General features: G+C 73.8%; 14 protein-coding genes. 7 read left to right on the forward strand and 7 right to left on the reverse strand.

Translation table 11 applies throughout. The annotated features are described in order from the left end of the window. Window positions 1-4: 4 nt before the first annotated feature. The 5 genes from ACFY07_RS10860 to ACFY07_RS10880 form a co-directional block, all read right to left on the reverse strand. A complete protein-coding gene (locus ACFY07_RS10860) occupies window positions 5-1,765 on the reverse strand; it encodes an acyl-CoA dehydrogenase family protein (RefSeq protein WP_390868354.1) in 1,761 nt (586 codons plus the stop codon). Continuing rightward, window positions 1,762-3,549, reverse strand: a complete 1,788-nt coding sequence (locus ACFY07_RS10865) for an acyl-CoA dehydrogenase family protein (RefSeq protein WP_390868355.1) — start codon at window positions 3,547-3,549, stop codon at window positions 1,762-1,764. Before ACFY07_RS10865 ends, ACFY07_RS10860 begins: the two co-directional genes overlap by 4 nt. Window positions 3,550-3,552: 3 nt before the next feature. Then, window positions 3,553-5,325, reverse strand: coding sequence for a fatty acyl-AMP ligase (locus ACFY07_RS10870; RefSeq protein ID WP_390868356.1), 1,773 nt, complete (start codon window positions 5,323-5,325; stop codon window positions 3,553-3,555). 113 nt (window positions 5,326-5,438) lie between these two features. Next, entirely contained in the window at window positions 5,439-5,729 is a 291-nt protein-coding gene (locus ACFY07_RS10875; RefSeq protein WP_390868357.1) for a DUF6059 family protein, read from the reverse strand. After that, window positions 5,726-6,928 (reverse strand): cytochrome P450, encoded by a 1,203-nt coding sequence (locus tag ACFY07_RS10880; RefSeq protein WP_390868358.1) that lies wholly within the window; start codon window positions 6,926-6,928, stop codon window positions 5,726-5,728. The genes ACFY07_RS10875 and ACFY07_RS10880 overlap by 4 nt, the downstream gene beginning before the upstream one ends. Before the next feature lie 210 nt (window positions 6,929-7,138). Here ACFY07_RS10880 and ACFY07_RS10885 point away from each other — a divergent pair, with 210 nt between their 5' ends. From ACFY07_RS10885 to ACFY07_RS10915, 7 genes are all read left to right on the forward strand, one after another. After that, on the forward strand, window positions 7,139-8,422 hold the full coding sequence (locus ACFY07_RS10885) for an FAD-dependent oxidoreductase (RefSeq protein WP_390868359.1): 1,284 nt from the start codon (window positions 7,139-7,141) through the stop codon (window positions 8,420-8,422). A gap of 14 nt (window positions 8,423-8,436) precedes the next feature. Continuing rightward, window positions 8,437-8,856: a DUF4260 family protein gene (locus tag ACFY07_RS10890; RefSeq protein WP_390868360.1), complete on the forward strand. Its 420-nt coding sequence runs from the start codon at window positions 8,437-8,439 to the stop codon at window positions 8,854-8,856. Between the two features lie 44 nt (window positions 8,857-8,900). Continuing rightward, window positions 8,901-9,254 carry a hypothetical protein gene (locus tag ACFY07_RS10895; RefSeq protein ID WP_390868361.1) on the forward strand — a complete coding sequence of 118 codons (354 nt, stop codon included), beginning with the start codon at window positions 8,901-8,903 and terminating at the stop codon, window positions 9,252-9,254. A gap of 70 nt (window positions 9,255-9,324) precedes the next feature. Next, window positions 9,325-10,371: a ketoacyl-ACP synthase III family protein gene (locus ACFY07_RS10900; protein WP_390868362.1), complete on the forward strand. Its 1,047-nt coding sequence runs from the start codon at window positions 9,325-9,327 to the stop codon at window positions 10,369-10,371. Window positions 10,372-10,409: 38 nt separating this feature from the next. Then, complete coding sequence (locus tag ACFY07_RS10905; RefSeq protein ID WP_390868363.1) at window positions 10,410-12,299, forward strand: HAD-IIIC family phosphatase; 1,890 nt, start codon at window positions 10,410-10,412, stop codon at window positions 12,297-12,299. A gap of 9 nt (window positions 12,300-12,308) precedes the next feature. Next, window positions 12,309-12,533 (forward strand): phosphopantetheine-binding protein, encoded by a 225-nt coding sequence (locus ACFY07_RS10910; RefSeq protein WP_390868364.1) that lies wholly within the window; start codon window positions 12,309-12,311, stop codon window positions 12,531-12,533. A gap of 180 nt (window positions 12,534-12,713) precedes the next feature. Then, window positions 12,714-14,201 carry an MFS transporter gene (locus ACFY07_RS10915; RefSeq protein ID WP_390868365.1) on the forward strand — a complete coding sequence of 496 codons (1,488 nt, stop codon included), beginning with the start codon at window positions 12,714-12,716 and terminating at the stop codon, window positions 14,199-14,201. A gap of 71 nt (window positions 14,202-14,272) precedes the next feature. Here ACFY07_RS10915 and ACFY07_RS10920 read toward each other — a convergent pair whose 3' ends face one another. Continuing rightward, window positions 14,273-15,022, reverse strand: a complete 750-nt coding sequence (locus ACFY07_RS10920; RefSeq protein WP_390868366.1) for a thioesterase II family protein — start codon at window positions 15,020-15,022, stop codon at window positions 14,273-14,275. Continuing rightward, window positions 15,019-16,056 carry an alpha/beta fold hydrolase gene (locus ACFY07_RS10925; protein WP_390868367.1) on the reverse strand — a complete coding sequence of 346 codons (1,038 nt, stop codon included), beginning with the start codon at window positions 16,054-16,056 and terminating at the stop codon, window positions 15,019-15,021. Before ACFY07_RS10925 ends, ACFY07_RS10920 begins: the two co-directional genes overlap by 4 nt. Between the last annotated feature and the right edge of the window lie 8 nt (window positions 16,057-16,064).

Consider the following 16,064-nt stretch of genomic DNA (forward strand, 5'->3'; position numbering starts at 1 on the left):
GTGGTCAGCCCGCGAGCGGGGTGTCGTAGAGGTCGAAGCTGCGGCGCTCGTCGAAGCGGCGCATCAGCTCCTGCTGGACCCGCTCCTCGCAGGAGGCGGGGGGGTCGGGCAGCCGGTGGCCCAGCCGCCGCAGCAGCCGGTCCAGTGCGGCCGCGGCCCAGGCGGGGTCGGCCAGGAACGGGTCCGCGCCCTCGGCTGCGGCCTGCCGCCAGACGCCGAGCACGGCCGCGCCCGCCAGGACCACGGTGTACCGGTCGGCCAGGGCGAAGCTGGCCGGGGAGGCCAGCGCCGTCCGGTCCTCCAGGCTCAGCTCCAGGCTCTGCTCCTGCAGCTGGCGCAGCTCGTCCATGAGCAGCAGGGCCAGGCGCTGGATGGCGGTCTCCTCCGGGGTGCGGTCGGGCAGCTCGTGCACCGCCGCCACCAGGGAGGCGCTGAGGCTGTCCCGGCCGCTGGCCAGGGTGAGCCGGGAGAACGGGATCTCCGGCAGCCGGCCGCGCACCTGGAAGAGCCCGGCCGGGGCGGGCTCGCCCTGGAACCAGGCGCGGCGCGCCAGCCGGGGCAGCTGAGGGATGATCGTCGCCTGGCAGGCGGCGGAGCCGGCGTGGCCCAGGCTCAGCACCGGCAGGTCCCGCAGGTGCTTCTGGAAGATGCCGAACTCGCCCTCGCGGACGTAGAAGCGCGCACCGAGCACGATGGACAGGTCGTTCATCGCCTCCGTGAGCAGCTTCGGCACCAGGTACTTGACCGCGGAGGCGTAGACGCTGGTCTCCTCCGGCAGCAGGTGCACCGCGCGGGTGCCCACCAGCGACAGGCTGTCGCTGGTCAGCAGGTCCAGGAAGGCGTTGCGCAGGGTCGCCCGCGCGTGCGGGATGTCCGCCACCGGCTTGCGGTACAGGGTGCGGCCGCGGGCGAAGGAGACCACCGTGCGCAGCGCGGTGTCGGTCGCCCCCAGGGCCATGCCGGGCACGGCGCTGCGGGTGACCTGGAAGGAGCGGAGCGCCAGCTCCACGCCCTGGCCCAGCTCACCGACCAGGGTGTCCTCCGGCAGTTCGGCGTGGTCGAAGTCCAGGCCGGACAGCTGGCAGCCGCGCACGCCCACCGACTCGTAGCGGGGCAGGATCCGGAGCCGTTCCGGGTCCACCTGGGCCCGCTCGACCATCAGCACCGAGTGGCTGCGTGAACCGGGGGCCGCGTCGGTGCGGCTGAACAGCAGCCACGCGTCGGCCCGGGCGGCGTTGTTGATGACCTGCTTGCTGCCGTGCAGCCGGAAGCCGCCTCCGGCCAGGGGTCCGGCCTCGAACTCGTTGCGCACGAAGTCGTTGCCGTGGGCGAGTTCGTGGTAGGCCACCGAGGCCCGGCCGCCGTCCAGCAGGATCCGGGCGAGCCGCCGGCGCTGCTCCTCGCTGCCCTGCGTCCACACGTTGACGGAGGCCATGAAGGAGGTGACGCCGTAGCCGAGGCCCAGGGCCACGTCCCGGCGGAACACCTGCCGCAGCACCCGCACGAGCGTGTCGACACGCTCCAGCCGGCCGCCGTACGCGACCGGTACGAACTCGGCGTTCAGGCCGAGGGTGTCCAGCGCCTTCTCGCCCGCGTCGGACAGCTCCCCGGCCTCGTCGGCCTCCAGCAGCCTGCTGAAGCCGACCGGGTTGGCCGGGTCCCACGGATCTCCCAGCGCGGCCTCGATCTCGGCCACCCGGGCCGCTGCGCGGTCCTCCTGGTCGCTCCGACCGCCGGCGTTGAGCGCGACGGCGTCGGTGGTCATGACGCCTCCTCAGTGTGGTTCCGGATCGAAGTCGCCGCCCGGCGGAAGGGCAGCAGGGAGACCAGCCGTCCGCCGCCGTGCAGGTTCAGGGCCGCCGTCAGCACACCCTCGTAGGCCTCCGGGTCCGCGGCCCCCGGGTGGCCGAGCCGGACCAGCAGCCGCGCCAGCGAGGCGCGCAGCCACAGGGCGCCCTGCCACAGCTCGCCGGTGCCGTCCCGCTCCGCGGCCTCCCGGTTGTGCGCCCAGACGCCCAGGCAGCTCGCCGCCGCGAAGCACAGGCTCCAGCGGCGGGCCGTCTCGAAGGCGGCCGGGGACACCTCGGCCACCGCGTCCTGGTGCCGTTCCATCTCCTCGTGCACCTCGGCGACGACGGCGAGCAGCGCCTCGGCGGCGGCCAGGGCGGGCTTGTGGGCCGGGTCGTCCCCGGCGGCCGCGCGCAGCACCGCCACCGAGTCCGGCAGCGAGGCCAGGACGCCGCTGCCGTGCCGGGCGACCAGCGACATCCGCTCCGGTGCCAGCGGCGGCAGCGGCTCGTGGAGCCGGAACGCGGCCACCGCCCCGGCCGGCTGCCCGCCGCCGCGCCGGTGGGCCCGGGCCAGCGAACGGAACTGGCCCACCAGCGAGCTGAGGTTGACCAGGGTGTTGCCGTCGAAGAGCCCGACGATGCGGTGGTCCCGGTCGACCTTCTGGAAGCGGCCGTCCGCGTGGACGCCCTTGAGGAAGGCCCGCGCCCCGAGCAGCCGGGTCAGCTGGCCGATCACCGCCTCGGTGCCGGTGGGCACCAGGTACTTGGTGACGGCGGCGCTCAGCGACAGCTCCTGCGGCGCGGTGTGCACCGCCCGGGAGGCGACCAGCGCCAGCGCCTCGTGGGTGAGCACGTCCACCGTGCTCTCCGCCAGCTCGTACCGTGCCTTGGGGAGCTCCACGAGGGTGCGCCCGTACAGGCGGCGCTGCCCGGCGTACTCCAGGCCCAGCATCAGCGCGTGGTCGGCCGCCCCCAGGGACAGCGCCGCGCACATGGTGCGGGTCAGCTGCAGCGCCTTGAGCACCGTCTCCAGTCCGCCGCCGACGCTGCCGACCACCGCCGAGGCGGGGACCGGGGCCCGGTCGAAGGCGATGCCGGAGATGTCGGCGCCGCGGATGCCGTGGGTGTGCACCTTGTCGAGGTGGCGGAAGCTGCCGTCCGGGAGCTCGCGCTTGTCCACCAGCAGGATGCTGAAGCCGCGCGGGCCGCCGGCCGGGTCGGTGCGGGTGAGCAGCGAGACGAGGCTGCCCCGGGTGGCGTTGTTGATCAGCCACTTCTCGCCGCTGACCAGCCAGCCGCCGTCGCCGTCCGGGTCGCCCCGCACCTCACCGGCCAGCAGGTCGCTGCCGTGGGCACGCTCGGTCAGCCCGAGGGAGACCGGCAGCCCGGAGAGGACCGCCCCGGCGAGGCGGCCGGCCTGCTCCCGGTCGCCCGCCACCCAGACGCAGACGCCGCCCAGGTACGTCTTGCCGTGGCCGATGGCCACGGTCAGGTCGCGGCGGGCCACCGTGCGCATCACCTGGAGCAGCTGCCCGTAGTCCTCCAGCCGCCCGCCGTGCTCGGCGGGGACGTAGTACGCGTGCACGCCCAGCTCCTCCAGCCGGGCGCACGGCGCCGCGGGGAACTCCTCCCGCTCGTCGAGCTCCATGCAGGCGCGGTGGCTGAAACGGTTCTCCGGGTCCTCGGCGGGGCCCAGCTCCTGCTCCAGCCACTCGGCCTGCCGGTAGGAGGCGGGGGCGGCGGTCTCCTCGTCGGCCACGGCTCAGCCCACCGGTTCCAGGGCGGCGGCAGCGGCGGCGACCGGCCCCTCCAGCTGCTGGAACGCCGGCTCCAGGCGGTTCTCCAGGACCAGCTTGCGCATCAGGGTGCGCTGGACCTTGCCGCTGGTGGTCTTCCGGACGGTGCCGGGACGGACCAGGAGCACGCTGAGCGCGACCGTGAACTCACGGCTCACCAGGGACCTCGCGGCGGAGGCGAGCTGCTGCAGGTCCCCGGCGGAGGGGGCGTTCGGGCGGACCTCCTGCACCAGCACCAGGTGCTCGGCGCCGTCCCGGTCCACCGAGAAGGCCGCTCCTCCGCCCACGCCGAAGGCCGGGTCCAGCGCCTGCACCGCGCGCTCGACGTCGTGCGGGTAGATGTTGCGGCCGTTGATCAGGATCATCTCCTTGAGCCGGCCGGTGACGTAGAGCTGGCCGTCGTCGAGCAGGCCCAGGTCGCCGGTGCGCAGCCAGCCCGCGTCCCCGCCCGCGCCGTCCGCCAGCACCGCGTTGAAGATCTCCTCGTTGACCTCGGGGCGCTTCCAGTAGCCGGAGGCGACGCTGTCGCCCTTGACCCAGATCTCGCCCACGTGGGCCTCGGGCTGCTCGCGGAAGGTCTCGGGGTCGACGATGCGGACGTCGAAGTCGGTGATCACGCCGCTGCTGACGAGGGTGCGCACACCCGTGTCGGCGTCCTCGGCGGCCTCCCGCAGCTCGCCCTGCTCCAGGGCCTCGGCGTCGGCGCGGCGGAAGACCGGGGCCTTGCCGAGCGGAGTGCCGGAGACCAGCAGCGTGGTCTCGGCCATGCCGTAGCAGGGGAAGAAGGACTCGGCGCGGAACCCGGCCGGGGCGAAGCGCTCGGTGAAGGCGCGGACCGTCTCGGCGCGGATCGGCTCGGCGCCGTTGCAGGCCTGCTCCCAGCTGCTGAGGTCGAGCCGGGCCAGCTGCTCGTCGGTGACCCGGCGCAGGCACAGGTCGAAGGCGAAGTTGGGTCCGCCGCCGACGGTCACCCGGTGCTCGCTGATCATCTGCAGCCAGCGCACGGGGCGCTTGAGGAAGGAGATCGGCGACATGAGCGCGGCGGAACCGCCCAGGTACAGCGGCTGCAGGATGTGCCCGATCAGGCCCATGTCGTGGTAGAAGGGCAGCCAGCCGCCGAGCCGGGTGTCCTGGTGGCTGCTGAGCGCGTGCTGGATCGCCAGCTCGTTGGCCAGCAGGTTGCGGTGGGAGACCATCACGCCCTTGGGGGTGCTGGTGGACCCCGAGGTGTACTGCAGGAAGGCCAGCGACTCCGGGGTCAGCCCGGGCTCGCGCCAGTCGGCCGCGTCGCCCCAGCCGGCGGTGTCCGTCGCCAGCACCGGGATGCTGTCCAGACCCGCCTCCTTGAGCCAGCCGCTGATGCCCGGCTCGTTGGCGCTGTCCGTGAGGACCGCGCGGACCTCGGCGTCCTTGAGGATCGCGGTCACCCGCGCGAAGTGGCTCCCCTGGTCGCCGGGCAGGGGGGCGGGCACCGCGACCGAGCCCGCGTAGAGGCTGGCCGTGAAGGCCTTGATGAAGTCGAGTCCGGAGGGGTAGAGCAGGAGCACCTGGCCGCCGGAGGCGCCGCGCTGCTGGAGCCAGGAGGCGATCCGCTTGGCCTCGGTGTCCAGGGCCTCGTAGGTGAGCCGCTCGGCCTCGCTGGCGGCGGCGCTGTCGTGCAGGAAGATGAAGGCGTCCTTCTCTCCCAGATCGGCGCTGCGCTGCAGCACCAGCTCCGTGAAGGTCCGCGTGCTGTTCAAGGTGGGTCCCTCGTCTCTTCGCAGTCGACGGATCGGTGGGCGGCGAGCCCCGGGCGAACCGATGTTCGCCTGGGGCGCTTAAGGCTCTCTTGGGCTGTCCGCGCCCGCGCCGCTCACGGGATGAGCTGCACCCAGAGCACCGACTCCCGCCGGCTGGGGGGCCGTTCGGGCACCAGACGCTCCGGGTGCCCCGGCGGCGGGCCGCCCGGGCCGCCCGGGCCGCCCGGGCCGCCCGGGCCGCCCGGGCCGCCCGGGGCGACCGCCGGGAGGATCTCCGGGCCGACCGTGCCGTACCAGATCCCCGCGGCCACCAGGCTCCGCCACAGCTCCCGGCGCAGCAGCCGCAGCCACCAGCGCACCCGGAACGCGAGCCCGGTCCTGCGCCCCGGGCCCCCGAGCCTCACCAGGCCACCTGGAGCCTGCTGACCCCGTGGATCAGCCGTCCGGAGCTGCGCGGCACCTGTGCGGGCGGGACGTCGAGCCGCAGCGTGGGGAAGCGGCGGAACAGGCTGCGCAGCGCGATCTGCAGCTCGGCGCGGGCGAGGCCGGAGCCGAGGCAGTAGTGGGGGCCGTGCCCGAAGCTGAGGTGGCCGCGCTCGGGCCGGTCCCAGCGCAGGGCGTCCGGCTCGGCGAAGCGGGCCGCGTCGCGGTTGGCCGAGCCGAGGGAGGGCAGGACCGCCTCGCCGGCCCGGACCACGGTCCCCTCGACGGCCACGTCCTCGACGGCGATCCGCAGCAGCGTCTCGTCCCCGGGCAGGTGCAGCCGCAGCAGCTCCTCGACGACGGCGGCCGCCTCGTCCTCGGATCCCTCGGCCAGCGCCTCGACGGCACTGCTCGGCCGGGGTTCGAGGAGCAGGGCCAGGGTGCCGTTGGCGATCTGGTTGACGGTCGTCTCGTGCCCCGCCACGAGCAGGCTGACGCCGAGGTAGACCAGTTCCTCCTGGCTGAGCTGCTCCTGGTCCTGCTCGTGCACCGAGACCAGGGCGGAGAGCAGGTCGTCGCCGGGCGACGCGCGCTTGGCGTCCAGGAGCCGGACCAGGTAGCCGCGGAGCCCGGCCTGGGCGGCGAGCATCTCGGCGGCACTGCTGCCGGTGGTCGCGACGAAGGCGGCGGACCAGCGGGAGAACATTTCCTGGTCGGCGAGGGGCACGCCCAGCAGCTCGCAGATCACCCGGACCGGGAGCGGGAAGGCGAAGGCGCCGACGAGGTCCTGGCCGGGGCCGCCGTCGGCCAGGCGGTCGAGCAGACCGTCGGTGAGCTCCTGGATCCGCGGGCGGAGCGCGGCCACCCGGCGGGCGGTGAACTCCCTGGACACCAGGGCGCGGACGCGTGCGTGCGGGGCGCCGTCCAGGTTCGGCAGGCTCGGGAACCGCTGCGGCGCGGCGGCGAGGCGCGGGGCCCCCTCCGCGAGGGTCGCCTCCCGGCTGAACCGGGGGTCGCCGAGCACGGCCCGGACCCCCTCGTGGCTCGTGACGAGGCGCGCCGTGTCCCCGCTGGGCATCCGCACCAGGGCGACCGGGCTCTCCGCCCGGAGTCGCGCGTAGTGGGGGCAGGGCGTCAGCACGCCCTCCCGTTCGAACGGGTACTCCGGCACCTCGGACATGCGTACGTTCCCTCCCGGTGGCTTCCGCGGAGCCTGCGGCACGGCGCTAAAGCCCCGTTTGGGCGGGCGGCCCCGCCCGGCGCCCCCGTCCGACGACTCCGTCCGGCGCCCCGGTCCGCACGGCCGCCCCGCGGATGCGCAAGCGGGGCTTAAGGGCCGTCGGGGAGCGTGGCGGGCGACCGGGGAAGAAGTACGGGAGGCAGGGAGACGATGGCTGAGGATGTGACCACACAGGTGTGCGTCGTCGGGGGCGGCCCCGCCGGCCTCGCGCTGGGCCTGGAGCTCGCGAGACGCGGGGTCCGTGTCACCGTCGTCGAGCAGAGCGGCAGCTTCGCCCGCTCCTTCCGCGGGGAGTCCATCTCCCCGGACTCGGTCTGGCTGCTCGACCGGCTCGGCCTGCTCGACAGACTGCGGGGCTCCTTCCTGGAGATGCGCCGCATGGAGATCACCGACGGCGGGCGCACCGTCCTGCGCGCCGAGTTCTCCGACTTCCCCTACCCGCACCCCTACCCGGTGGAGCTCCCGCAGCCGGCCCTGCTCTCCGTGCTCGCGGAGGAGGCCGGCCGGTTCGAGGGCTTCGGCCTCCTCCGCCGGGCCACCGCGACCGGGCTGCTGGAGGACGCCGACGGCGCCGTGACCGGAGTCCGCTGCCGCACCCCGGAGGGCGAGGTCGCCGTCCGGGCCGCGCTCACCGTGGCCGCGGACGGCCGGTTCAGCAAGGTGCGCGAGCTCTCCGGACTGGCCGCCACCAAGGTGCCGCTGGACCGCGACGTGGTCTGGCTCAAGCTCCCCTTCCCCGACGTGTGGGACGGGGCGACCTACCGGGTGCGGATCCGCGACGGCCAGCACGGCCTGTTCATCCCGACCCACCCCGACGACGTCCGGGTCGGCCTGAACATCCCCAAGGGCGGCCTCAAGCAGCTCCGCGCGGAGGGGATCGCGGGCCTGCACCGCCGCATCGACGCCCTCGCCCCCGAGCTGTCCGACGCCGTGCGCACCCATGTCACGGGCTGGACCGACACCTCCGTGCTGGACATCTTCACCGCCCTGGTGCCCCGCTGGCACCGCCCCGGGCTGGTGCTGACCGGTGACGCCGCGCACACGCTCTCGCCGATCCTGGGCCAGGGCGTCAACCACGCCGTCATCGACGCGGTGACCCTCGCGCCCATGCTGGCACCGCACTTCGCGGACGGCCGCACGCCCCCGCTCCCGGTGCTCGACTCCGTCCTGGCCGGGTTCCAGGCCGTGCGCGAGCCCTCCGTGGCCCGCTCCCGCGGCCTGCAGCTGCGCCAGGAGCGGATGTTCGCCCTGCACCGCCCCTGGCAGGTGCGCGGCCGGCAGCTGCTCTACCGGCTGGTGGACCGCAGCCCGCAGCTCAAGCAGCGCATCCTCGCGGGCGCCTACTTCCAACTCCAGGGCGGCGACGGCGTCCCCGGCCTGGACCTGCCCGCCCCGGCCCCCGCCCCTGCGGTGGCCGCAACACCGTCCACGTAGGGAGACGCACGACCATGCAGGACTTCGTCAAGCCGGTGTCGTTCACCGGGGACCGGCTGCCCTGGGGTGCCTGGACCTGGCGGCACCCCGTCGGCCGGGTGGTCAGCGGCGCGGTCGGGCTGGGCTCGCTCGCGCTGGGCGCCGCCCTCGGCGGCGCGGCCACCTGGACCTTCTGGGCCGCGCTGATCGCCCCCGACACCGCGCTCCTCTACGACATGGACCACGCCGGCCCGGAACGCGGGCAGCTGAGCCCCAGGGCCGCCCGCCTCTACAACCTGCTGCACCACCCGATGCTGCCGGTCACCATGATCGCCGTCGGCGCCGCCACCTTCGGCCAGCCGCTGATCGTCGCCGGGCTCGCCTGGGGGGCGCACATCGGTATCGACCGCGCCCTCGGCTACGGGTTCCGGCTCGAGGACGGCCGCCGGTGCTGACCGCGGCAGAGGCGATCGGCGCCGAGAAGAACGGAAAGAAAACCATGACCGCAGTCGTCGTCATTCTCTCCATCCTGCTGATCCTGGAGTTCTCCTTCGCTCCGGTGAACCTGGTCACCGGGCGGAACGCCCCGCTGTTCACCCAGTTCACCGGGATCTCCAGCCGGAACGCCATGCTGGTGGTCGCGGCGGTCGACGCGCTGGGCGCGCTGCTCGTGGCGGTGGGCCTGTTCGCGCCGAAGGTGAGCATCGCCGGAGCGGTGCTGATCACCGCGCTCTGCGCCTGGTACCTCGTCATGATGGTCCGCCACGGGCACTTCGGGAGCGGACTGGTGGGATTCCTGCTGTTCGGCTCCTGGTCCGTCGGACTTCTCTGGGCGCAGCTCGCCCGGCACTGAAGTCGAACTTTAGTTCCCGGTGCCATGCTCCGGATGTCCGGAAAGGGTCCGTGAATCGGAGGAGTGGGAAATGCGCTGGGACAGTCTCTACGTGGCCGGACTGGGAGCCTACCTGCCCGAGGCGGTCGAGACCGCCGAGGAGGCGATCGCCGCCGGCCGCTACACCCGTGAGGAGCACCTGGCCAACGGCATACGCCAGGTCCGGGTCGCCAGACTCGAGGACGAGGGGCCGGCCCAGATGGCCGCGGCGGCGGCCCGCCAGGCCGTCGAGCGCTCCGGCCACCTGCCGGAGGAGTTCGGCCTGGTGGTCCACGGCAACAACAGCCACCAGGGGCAGGAGTTCTGGACCCCGGCCTCCTACGTGCAGGACAACTCGATCGGCGGCCACGCGGCCACCGCCGAGGTGCGCCAGGGCTCCAACGGCGGCCTGGTCGGCTTCGAGCTGGCCGCCTCCTGGGTGGCCGCACGGCCCGACACCGCCGCGCTGGTCACCGCCGGCGACTCCTTCCACCTGCCCTACTTCGACCGCTGGAACAGCGACGACCAGCAGGTCTTCGGCGACGGTGCGGGCGCGCTCGTCCTCTCCACCCGCACCGGCTTCGCCCGCGTGCTCGCCAGCACCACCTACGCCGACTCCACCCTGGAGCCGATCTACCGCGGCGGCGACTGGACCACCGGGCCCTTCGCCGAGTCCCGCACGGTCTCGCTGCGCTCCCGCAAGCGCGACTTCCTCGCCACCGGCGAGAACCTGTACGAGCAGACCATCGAGAGGATGACCAAGAGCCTCCACGCGGTCACCGGCCAGCTCTTCGACGAGATCGGCGCCGGGATCGACGACATGGCCTACCTCATCCACGCCAACACCGGCCAGACCATCGTGGACTGGGGCTTCTACCACCCGCTGGGCGTCGACCCCTCCCGCACCGTCTACGCGTGGGGCCGCGACTTCGGCCACATGGGCGCGGCCGACCACATCGTCAACCTCAACCACCTGGTGGAGACGGCCCCGCTCAGGCCCGGCGACAAGGTGCTCACCATCGGCGTCGGCACCGGGTTCATCTGGACCGCCTTCGTCATGGAGATGCTCGAGGTCCCCTCCTGGGCCCCGCAGGCCTGACCCCCGTCGATTCTTCTGCCAGGAAAGGAGAGCACGGCATGTCCACCGTCATCCAGAGTCCGCTGGACCGACTGCGCGCTTGGCAGAGCGAGGGCCGGCTGGCCGAGGAGTACCCGGGCGTCGCCCCGCTGCTCGCGGAGCTGGCCCGGGGCGAGCAGTCCGCCGCCGACCTGTCCCGGGCGGGCCAGCTGCTCGCCCGCCTCGACCCGGCCGCCGTCCTCGCCGCACGCCCGGACACCCCGGTGCTGCGGGTGGCGGTGGCCGGGCACGGCACCGTCGGCGGCATCGCCCCCGCCCTGCACGCCGAACTCGCCCGCCACGGATTCCTGACCCGCCTCGTGCTGGGCGACTTCGACGGCTGGGTGCGCGAGCTGCAGGACCCCGGCAGTCCGCTCCACGAGGAGGGACTGGACCTCGCCGTGGTGCTGCTCGACCCGCAGACCGTCACCGACGAGCTCCCGGGCGTCTGGCGGTCGGAGGACCTGGCCGCCACCGCCCGGGCCAAGCTGGCCCAGCTCACCACGCTGCTGGAGGGCTACCTGCAGCGCACCTCCTCGGCCACCGTGGTGCTGAACACCCTGCCGCTGCCGCGCACGCTGCTCCAGCAGCTGGTCGACCTGCGCTCGCGCACCGAGGTCTCGGTCGCCTGGCGGGAGTTCAACATCGGCCTGCTCAGGCTGGCGCAGGCCCACGACCGGGTCGTGGTGGTCGACACCGAGCCGCTGGTGGCCCAGGGCGGCCCGCTCGCCGACCCCCGCATGTCGGCCTACGCCAAGGCGCACCTCGGCGAGGAGCTGCTCTCCCGCCTCGCCCGCGAGGTCGGCCACCTCGGCCGCTCCCTGCGCGGCAGGGCCAAGAAGGTCCTGGTCCTCGACCTGGACAACACCCTGTGGGACGGCGTCCTCGGCGACGACGGCCCGGAGGGCATCGCCGCCGCGACCACCTTCCGCGGCGAGGCCTTCGGCGCCTTCCAGCGGCTGGCACGCCAGATCGGCTCCCAGGGCGTGCTGCTGGCCGTCTCCTCCAAGAACGACCAGGAGCCGGTGCTGGAGGTGCTGCGCACCCACCCCGACATGGTGCTGCGCGACACCGACTTCGTCCGGGTCAACGCCAACTGGGAGCCCAAGGACGCCAACCTGCGGGACATCGCGGCCAAGCTCAACCTGGGCGTGGACAGCTTCGTCTTCGCCGACGACTCCCCCTTCGAGACCGGCCTGGTGGCGTCCGGCCTGCCGGAGGTGGCCGTGGTCCGGCTCGACGAGGAGCCGGCCCTGCACGTCGAGAAGCTGCTGGCGGACGGCTGGTTCGACGTCCGGGAGCTGACCGCGGAGGACCGCGACCGCGCCGCACTGTACCGGGTGGAGTCCGAGCGCCAGGACCTGCTGGACAGCAGCGGGTCGTACGAGGACTACCTGGAGCACCTCCAGGTCCGCGTCCGGGTCGCCGCCGTCGGAGAGGTCGACCTCGCCCGGGTCGCCCAGCTCACGCTGCGCACCAACCAGTTCAACCTCACGACGGAGCGGCTGCAGCCGGACGAGGTGCGCGCCTGGGCCGAGGACCCGGACCGCCTGGCGCTCTCCGTCCGCTCCGGCGACCGGTTCGGCGACAACGGCGTCGTCGGGGTCCTCTTCGCCCACCGCGAGGGCGACCTGCTGCACATCGACAACCTGCTGCTGAGCTGCCGGGTCTTCGCCCGCGGCATCGAGCAGGCCACGGTCGCCGCGGTGCTCGCACACGCCCGCGCCCAGGGGCTGGCCGGTGTCACCGCCGCCTACCGGCCCACCAGGAAGAACCACCGGGTCCGCGACTTCTGGCCCTCCGTCGGCTTCGAGCCGGCCGGCGGCGACGAGTCCGGGCTGGCCTTCCGCCACCCGCTGGACCGGCCCGTCGACGCCCCCGCCCACCTTCAGCTCCACACCGACTTCTGAGAGGCCCGGATGCTCACCGAGACCGCCTTCCTGCAGCTCGTCAAGGACGAACTGGCCCTGCCCCTGGTCGAGTCCGACCTGACGGACGACTTCGACCGGGTCGTGGCCTGGGACTCCATCCACCTGCTCAGACTGGTGGCCGCCGTGGAGAAGCACACCGGCAGGCGCGCCCCCCTGGGCAGACTGCTGGCGGAGCGCAACCTGCGCGGCATCTACCAGCTGCTGGCCGCCTGACCGGACGTCCCGAGGTCCGCACGACGCGCCACCCCCCCCAGACCGGTCCCGACCGCGGTGTCCCCCGTCCGCGGTCGGGATCCGCCGTTTTAGTGCCGCTTAGGAGCCGGTCCCTACCGTTCCGGTAGCCGGTTCCCCGCCGACAGTCCGGCAGGCCAACAGGACGACCAAGGAGAAGGAATGACCACCGATTCGACCGAGGCGCGGCTCGCGCCCGCCGAGCTCCCGGTGCTGGACCCCGCACCGGTGGCCGCCGCCGACCCGCGCCGCTGGTGGGTGCTGGTCGTCATCTCGTTCGCGCAGTTCATCATCGCCATCGACGCCTCGGTGGTGAACGTGATGGGTCCGCAGCTCCAGCACGCCATCCACCTGACCACACCCGGGCTGCAGTGGGTGATGAACATCTACGTGCTGCTCTTCGGCGGCCTGCTGCTGCTCGGCGGCCGGCTGGCCGACGTGGTCGGCCGCAAGCAGGTCTTCCTGGGCGGCCTGGTGCTGTTCACCCTCGCCTCGCTGGCGGCGGGCCTCGCCCACACCGAGGGGCAGCTGCTGACCGCCCGCGCGGTCCAGGGCATCGCGGCCGCGGCACTCTCGCCGGCCTCCCTGTCCATCCTGGTGACCACGTTCACCGACCCGGCCGAGCGGGCCAAGGCCTTCGGCGTGTGGGGCTCGGTGATCGGCGTCGGCGCGAGCGTCGGCACCATCATCGGCGGCGCCATCGGCAACTCCGACTGGCGCTGGGCGTTCTGGATCAACGTCCCGGTCGGCGTGGTCGTGGCCGCCGGCGCGATCGCCCTGGTGGGCCGCTCCGTCCGCAGCGCCGTGCGCGAGGCCACCGACACCCTGGGTGCGCTCACCGCGACCGGCGGCCTGGTGCTGCTCGTCTACGGCATCGTCACCTCCAGCACGCACGGCTGGACCGCCGGGCAGACCCTCGGCTCGTTCGCCGGCGCGGTCGTGCTGCTCTCGGCGTTCCTGGTGGTGGAGAGCCGTTCGGCGGCCCCGCTGCTGCCGCTGCGCCTGTTCCGCTCCCGCACGGTGGTGGCCGGCTCCCTGGGCGAGTTCCTCACCGCGGCCTTCATGATGCCGCTGTTCTTCCTGATCCCGCTCTACCTGCAGGACGTCAGCGGCTACAGCCCGCTGCGGACCGGCCTGGCCTGGCTGCCCACCAGCATCGGCCTGATGCTGCTGGCCCCGGTCGCCTCCCAGCTCGTCGGCAGGATCGGCCCGCGGGCGATGTACCTGCTCGGCACGGCCTTCCTGGCCGGGGTGATCGGGGTGGCCGTCGGCATCCCGATGCACGCCTCCTACGTCTCCTTCATGCTGCCGCTGTCCGCGCTCTTCGGCGCCGGCCTGGTGTTCTGCCTGATCGCCACCCCGGTGGTCGGTACGGCGGACGCCACCGAGGAGGACGCCGGCACCACCTCGGCGCTGCTCAACGCCTCCACCCAGATCGGCGCGGCCTTCGGCATCGCGGTCTCGGTGACCCTGCTCAACAGCAGGATGACCCACGAGCTGGCGCACGGCGCGTCGGCGCAGACGGCCCTCGTCCACGGCCTGCGGGCCGCCTTCCTCGGCCTGGTCGTGATGCTGGCCCTCAGCATCGTCAACGGCCTGGTGGGCTTCCGGGGCCTGAAGCGCCCGCAGTCCGCCGACATGCTCGGCTGACGCGGGCCCGGCGCACGAAGGGGGGCGGTGGCCGTTGCGGCCACCGCCCCCCTTCGTGCGCCCGGGGAGGATCAGTGGTAGAGGCCGACCACCGTGTCCAGCGAGTGGGCCAGGTCGGACAGGAAGACGTCCTCCTGCTCACGCAGGAAGAAGTGCCCGCCGGGGAGCGTGCGCATGGAGAAGCCGCACTGCGAGTAGTCCACCCACTCGGCGACCTGGGCGGGGGAGACCAGCTGGTCGCCGGAGCCGGCGTAGGCCTGGATCGGGACCGGCAGCGGCTCCTTGCCGGAGGGCCCCGGGCCCGAGCACATCAGGAGGTCGTCGCGGGCCACCGGGAGCAGGGCGGAGAGCCACTCCGGGTGGTCCAGCAGGATCTTCGGGATGCCGCCCAGGCCGACCAGGGAGTGCACCAGCGCGTCGTCGTCGGCGTCCGGCGGGGCCAGCTCGGGGGCGGGCAGGTGCGGGGCGCGGTAGGCGCTGAGCACCAGCGCCTCGGGGAGCCGCTCGCCCAGCCGGGCCCGGTGCCGGGCCAGGGCGTAGGCGATGAGCGCACCCATGCTGTGGCCCAGCAGGATGTGCGGGACGTCGAGCTCGTCCGCCAGGGCCCGGTCCAGGTCGCGCACCAGCGCGTCCAGGTCGGTGAAGCGAGGCTCCCCGGAGCGGCCCTCACGTCCGGGCAGCTGGACGGGCAGCACCTGCACCCTGTCGCCCAGGCGGCGCTGCCAGCCCGCGTAGGTGGAGGCGCCGCCGCCGGCGTAGGGGAAGCAGAACAGCCGCAGCCGTGCGTCGCGCACGGCTGCGGCCTGGAGGTATCTGGTCATGCGGACCTCGCGAGGGTTCCGGCGAGCTTGAGGGCCCGCGGATCGGGTCGGCGCCCGCGCAGCATGCTGCGCCACTCCTCAGGGGCGTAGCCGGCGGGCTCCGTGGTGTCGATGAAGTCGCGGACGGTGCGGATGAACCGCTGGGGATCGGTGTGGAAGGGGAAGTGCCCGGCGTCCTCGAAGAGCTCGAGCCGGCTGCCGGGCATGGAGACGTGCGCGATGCCGGCGTGGACCGAGGGGATCACCTGGTCCCGCTCCCCCCAGACGAGCATGGTGGGCATGCCCTGCGTCAGGTAGCACCGGTCGAGCAGCGTGCCGACCTGGCCCCGGTAGTCGACCACCGTGCGCAGGGTGCGGATGAAGGCGCTGCGGGCGGCGGCGTCCGGCAGGGCGTCGACGACCCGCAGCAGGTCCGCGGCGTCCACGCCGAGGCCGGTGTCGAGGAGCTGCAGCGCCTTGGTCAGCAACCGCATCTGGAGCCTGGCCGTGGGCAGCCGGAGCGCGGCGAGCACCAGCTCGGCGCCGGGCAGCGACGCGGCCCGCAGCAGCGGGGTCACCTCCCGGCCCACCCCGCCGGTGCCGACCAGGACCAGGCGCTCGCAGCGCTCCGGGAACTGGTAGGCGAACTGCATGGCCACGGCGCCGCCGAGGGAGTGCCCGACCAGGGTGGCGCGTTCGATGCCGAGGACGGAGAGCAGGTCGCGCATGCCGTTGGCGTACGCGCCGACGGAGTAGTCCGCCCGGGGGCGGTCGGAGGCCCCGTGCCCGAGCAGGTCGGGGGCGATGACCCGGTGGTGCCGGGCCAGGCCCGGGATGACCGGCGCCCAGGTGGACGAGGAGTCCCCGATGCCGTGGATCAGGAGCACCGCGGAGCCGCGCCCGGCCATCCGGAACGCCCGCCGGTGCCCGTGCACCACGCGGGTGCGCAGGCGCACCTCCGGCCGGTCGGCGCCCGTTCGACGTGCTGTCACAGAACCCTCCCTTCCCGGGGGGCCCGGCCCCCCGGTTCGCTGGCGCGTCGTCCCCGCGAGCATGCGGCCCC

This window comes from Streptomyces sp. NPDC001380 (assembly GCF_042895785.1).
GTDB lineage: Bacteria > Actinomycetota > Actinomycetes > Streptomycetales > Streptomycetaceae > Peterkaempfera.

Excerpts from the sequence above, each read along its gene's own strand:
- ACFY07_RS10860 (WP_390868354.1), bottom strand. The coding sequence starts at position 1,765 with ATGACCACCGACGCCGTCGCGCTCAACGCCGGCGGTCGGAGCGACCAG.
- ACFY07_RS10880 (WP_390868358.1), bottom strand. The coding sequence starts at position 6,928 with ATGTCCGAGGTGCCGGAGTACCCGTTCGAACGGGAGGGCGTGCTGACG.
- ACFY07_RS10885 (WP_390868359.1), top strand. The coding sequence starts at position 7,139 with ATGGCTGAGGATGTGACCACACAGGTGTGCGTCGTCGGGGGCGGCCCC.
- ACFY07_RS10890 (WP_390868360.1), top strand. The coding sequence starts at position 8,437 with ATGCAGGACTTCGTCAAGCCGGTGTCGTTCACCGGGGACCGGCTGCCC.
- ACFY07_RS10895 (WP_390868361.1), top strand. The coding sequence starts at position 8,901 with ATGACCGCAGTCGTCGTCATTCTCTCCATCCTGCTGATCCTGGAGTTC.
- ACFY07_RS10900 (WP_390868362.1), top strand. The coding sequence starts at position 9,325 with ATGCGCTGGGACAGTCTCTACGTGGCCGGACTGGGAGCCTACCTGCCC.
- ACFY07_RS10905 (WP_390868363.1), top strand. The coding sequence starts at position 10,410 with ATGTCCACCGTCATCCAGAGTCCGCTGGACCGACTGCGCGCTTGGCAG.
- ACFY07_RS10910 (WP_390868364.1), top strand. The coding sequence starts at position 12,309 with ATGCTCACCGAGACCGCCTTCCTGCAGCTCGTCAAGGACGAACTGGCC.
- ACFY07_RS10915 (WP_390868365.1), top strand. The coding sequence starts at position 12,714 with ATGACCACCGATTCGACCGAGGCGCGGCTCGCGCCCGCCGAGCTCCCG.
- ACFY07_RS10920 (WP_390868366.1), bottom strand. The coding sequence starts at position 15,022 with ATGACCAGATACCTCCAGGCCGCAGCCGTGCGCGACGCACGGCTGCGG.
- ACFY07_RS10925 (WP_390868367.1), bottom strand. The coding sequence starts at position 16,056 with ATGCTCGCGGGGACGACGCGCCAGCGAACCGGGGGGCCGGGCCCCCCG.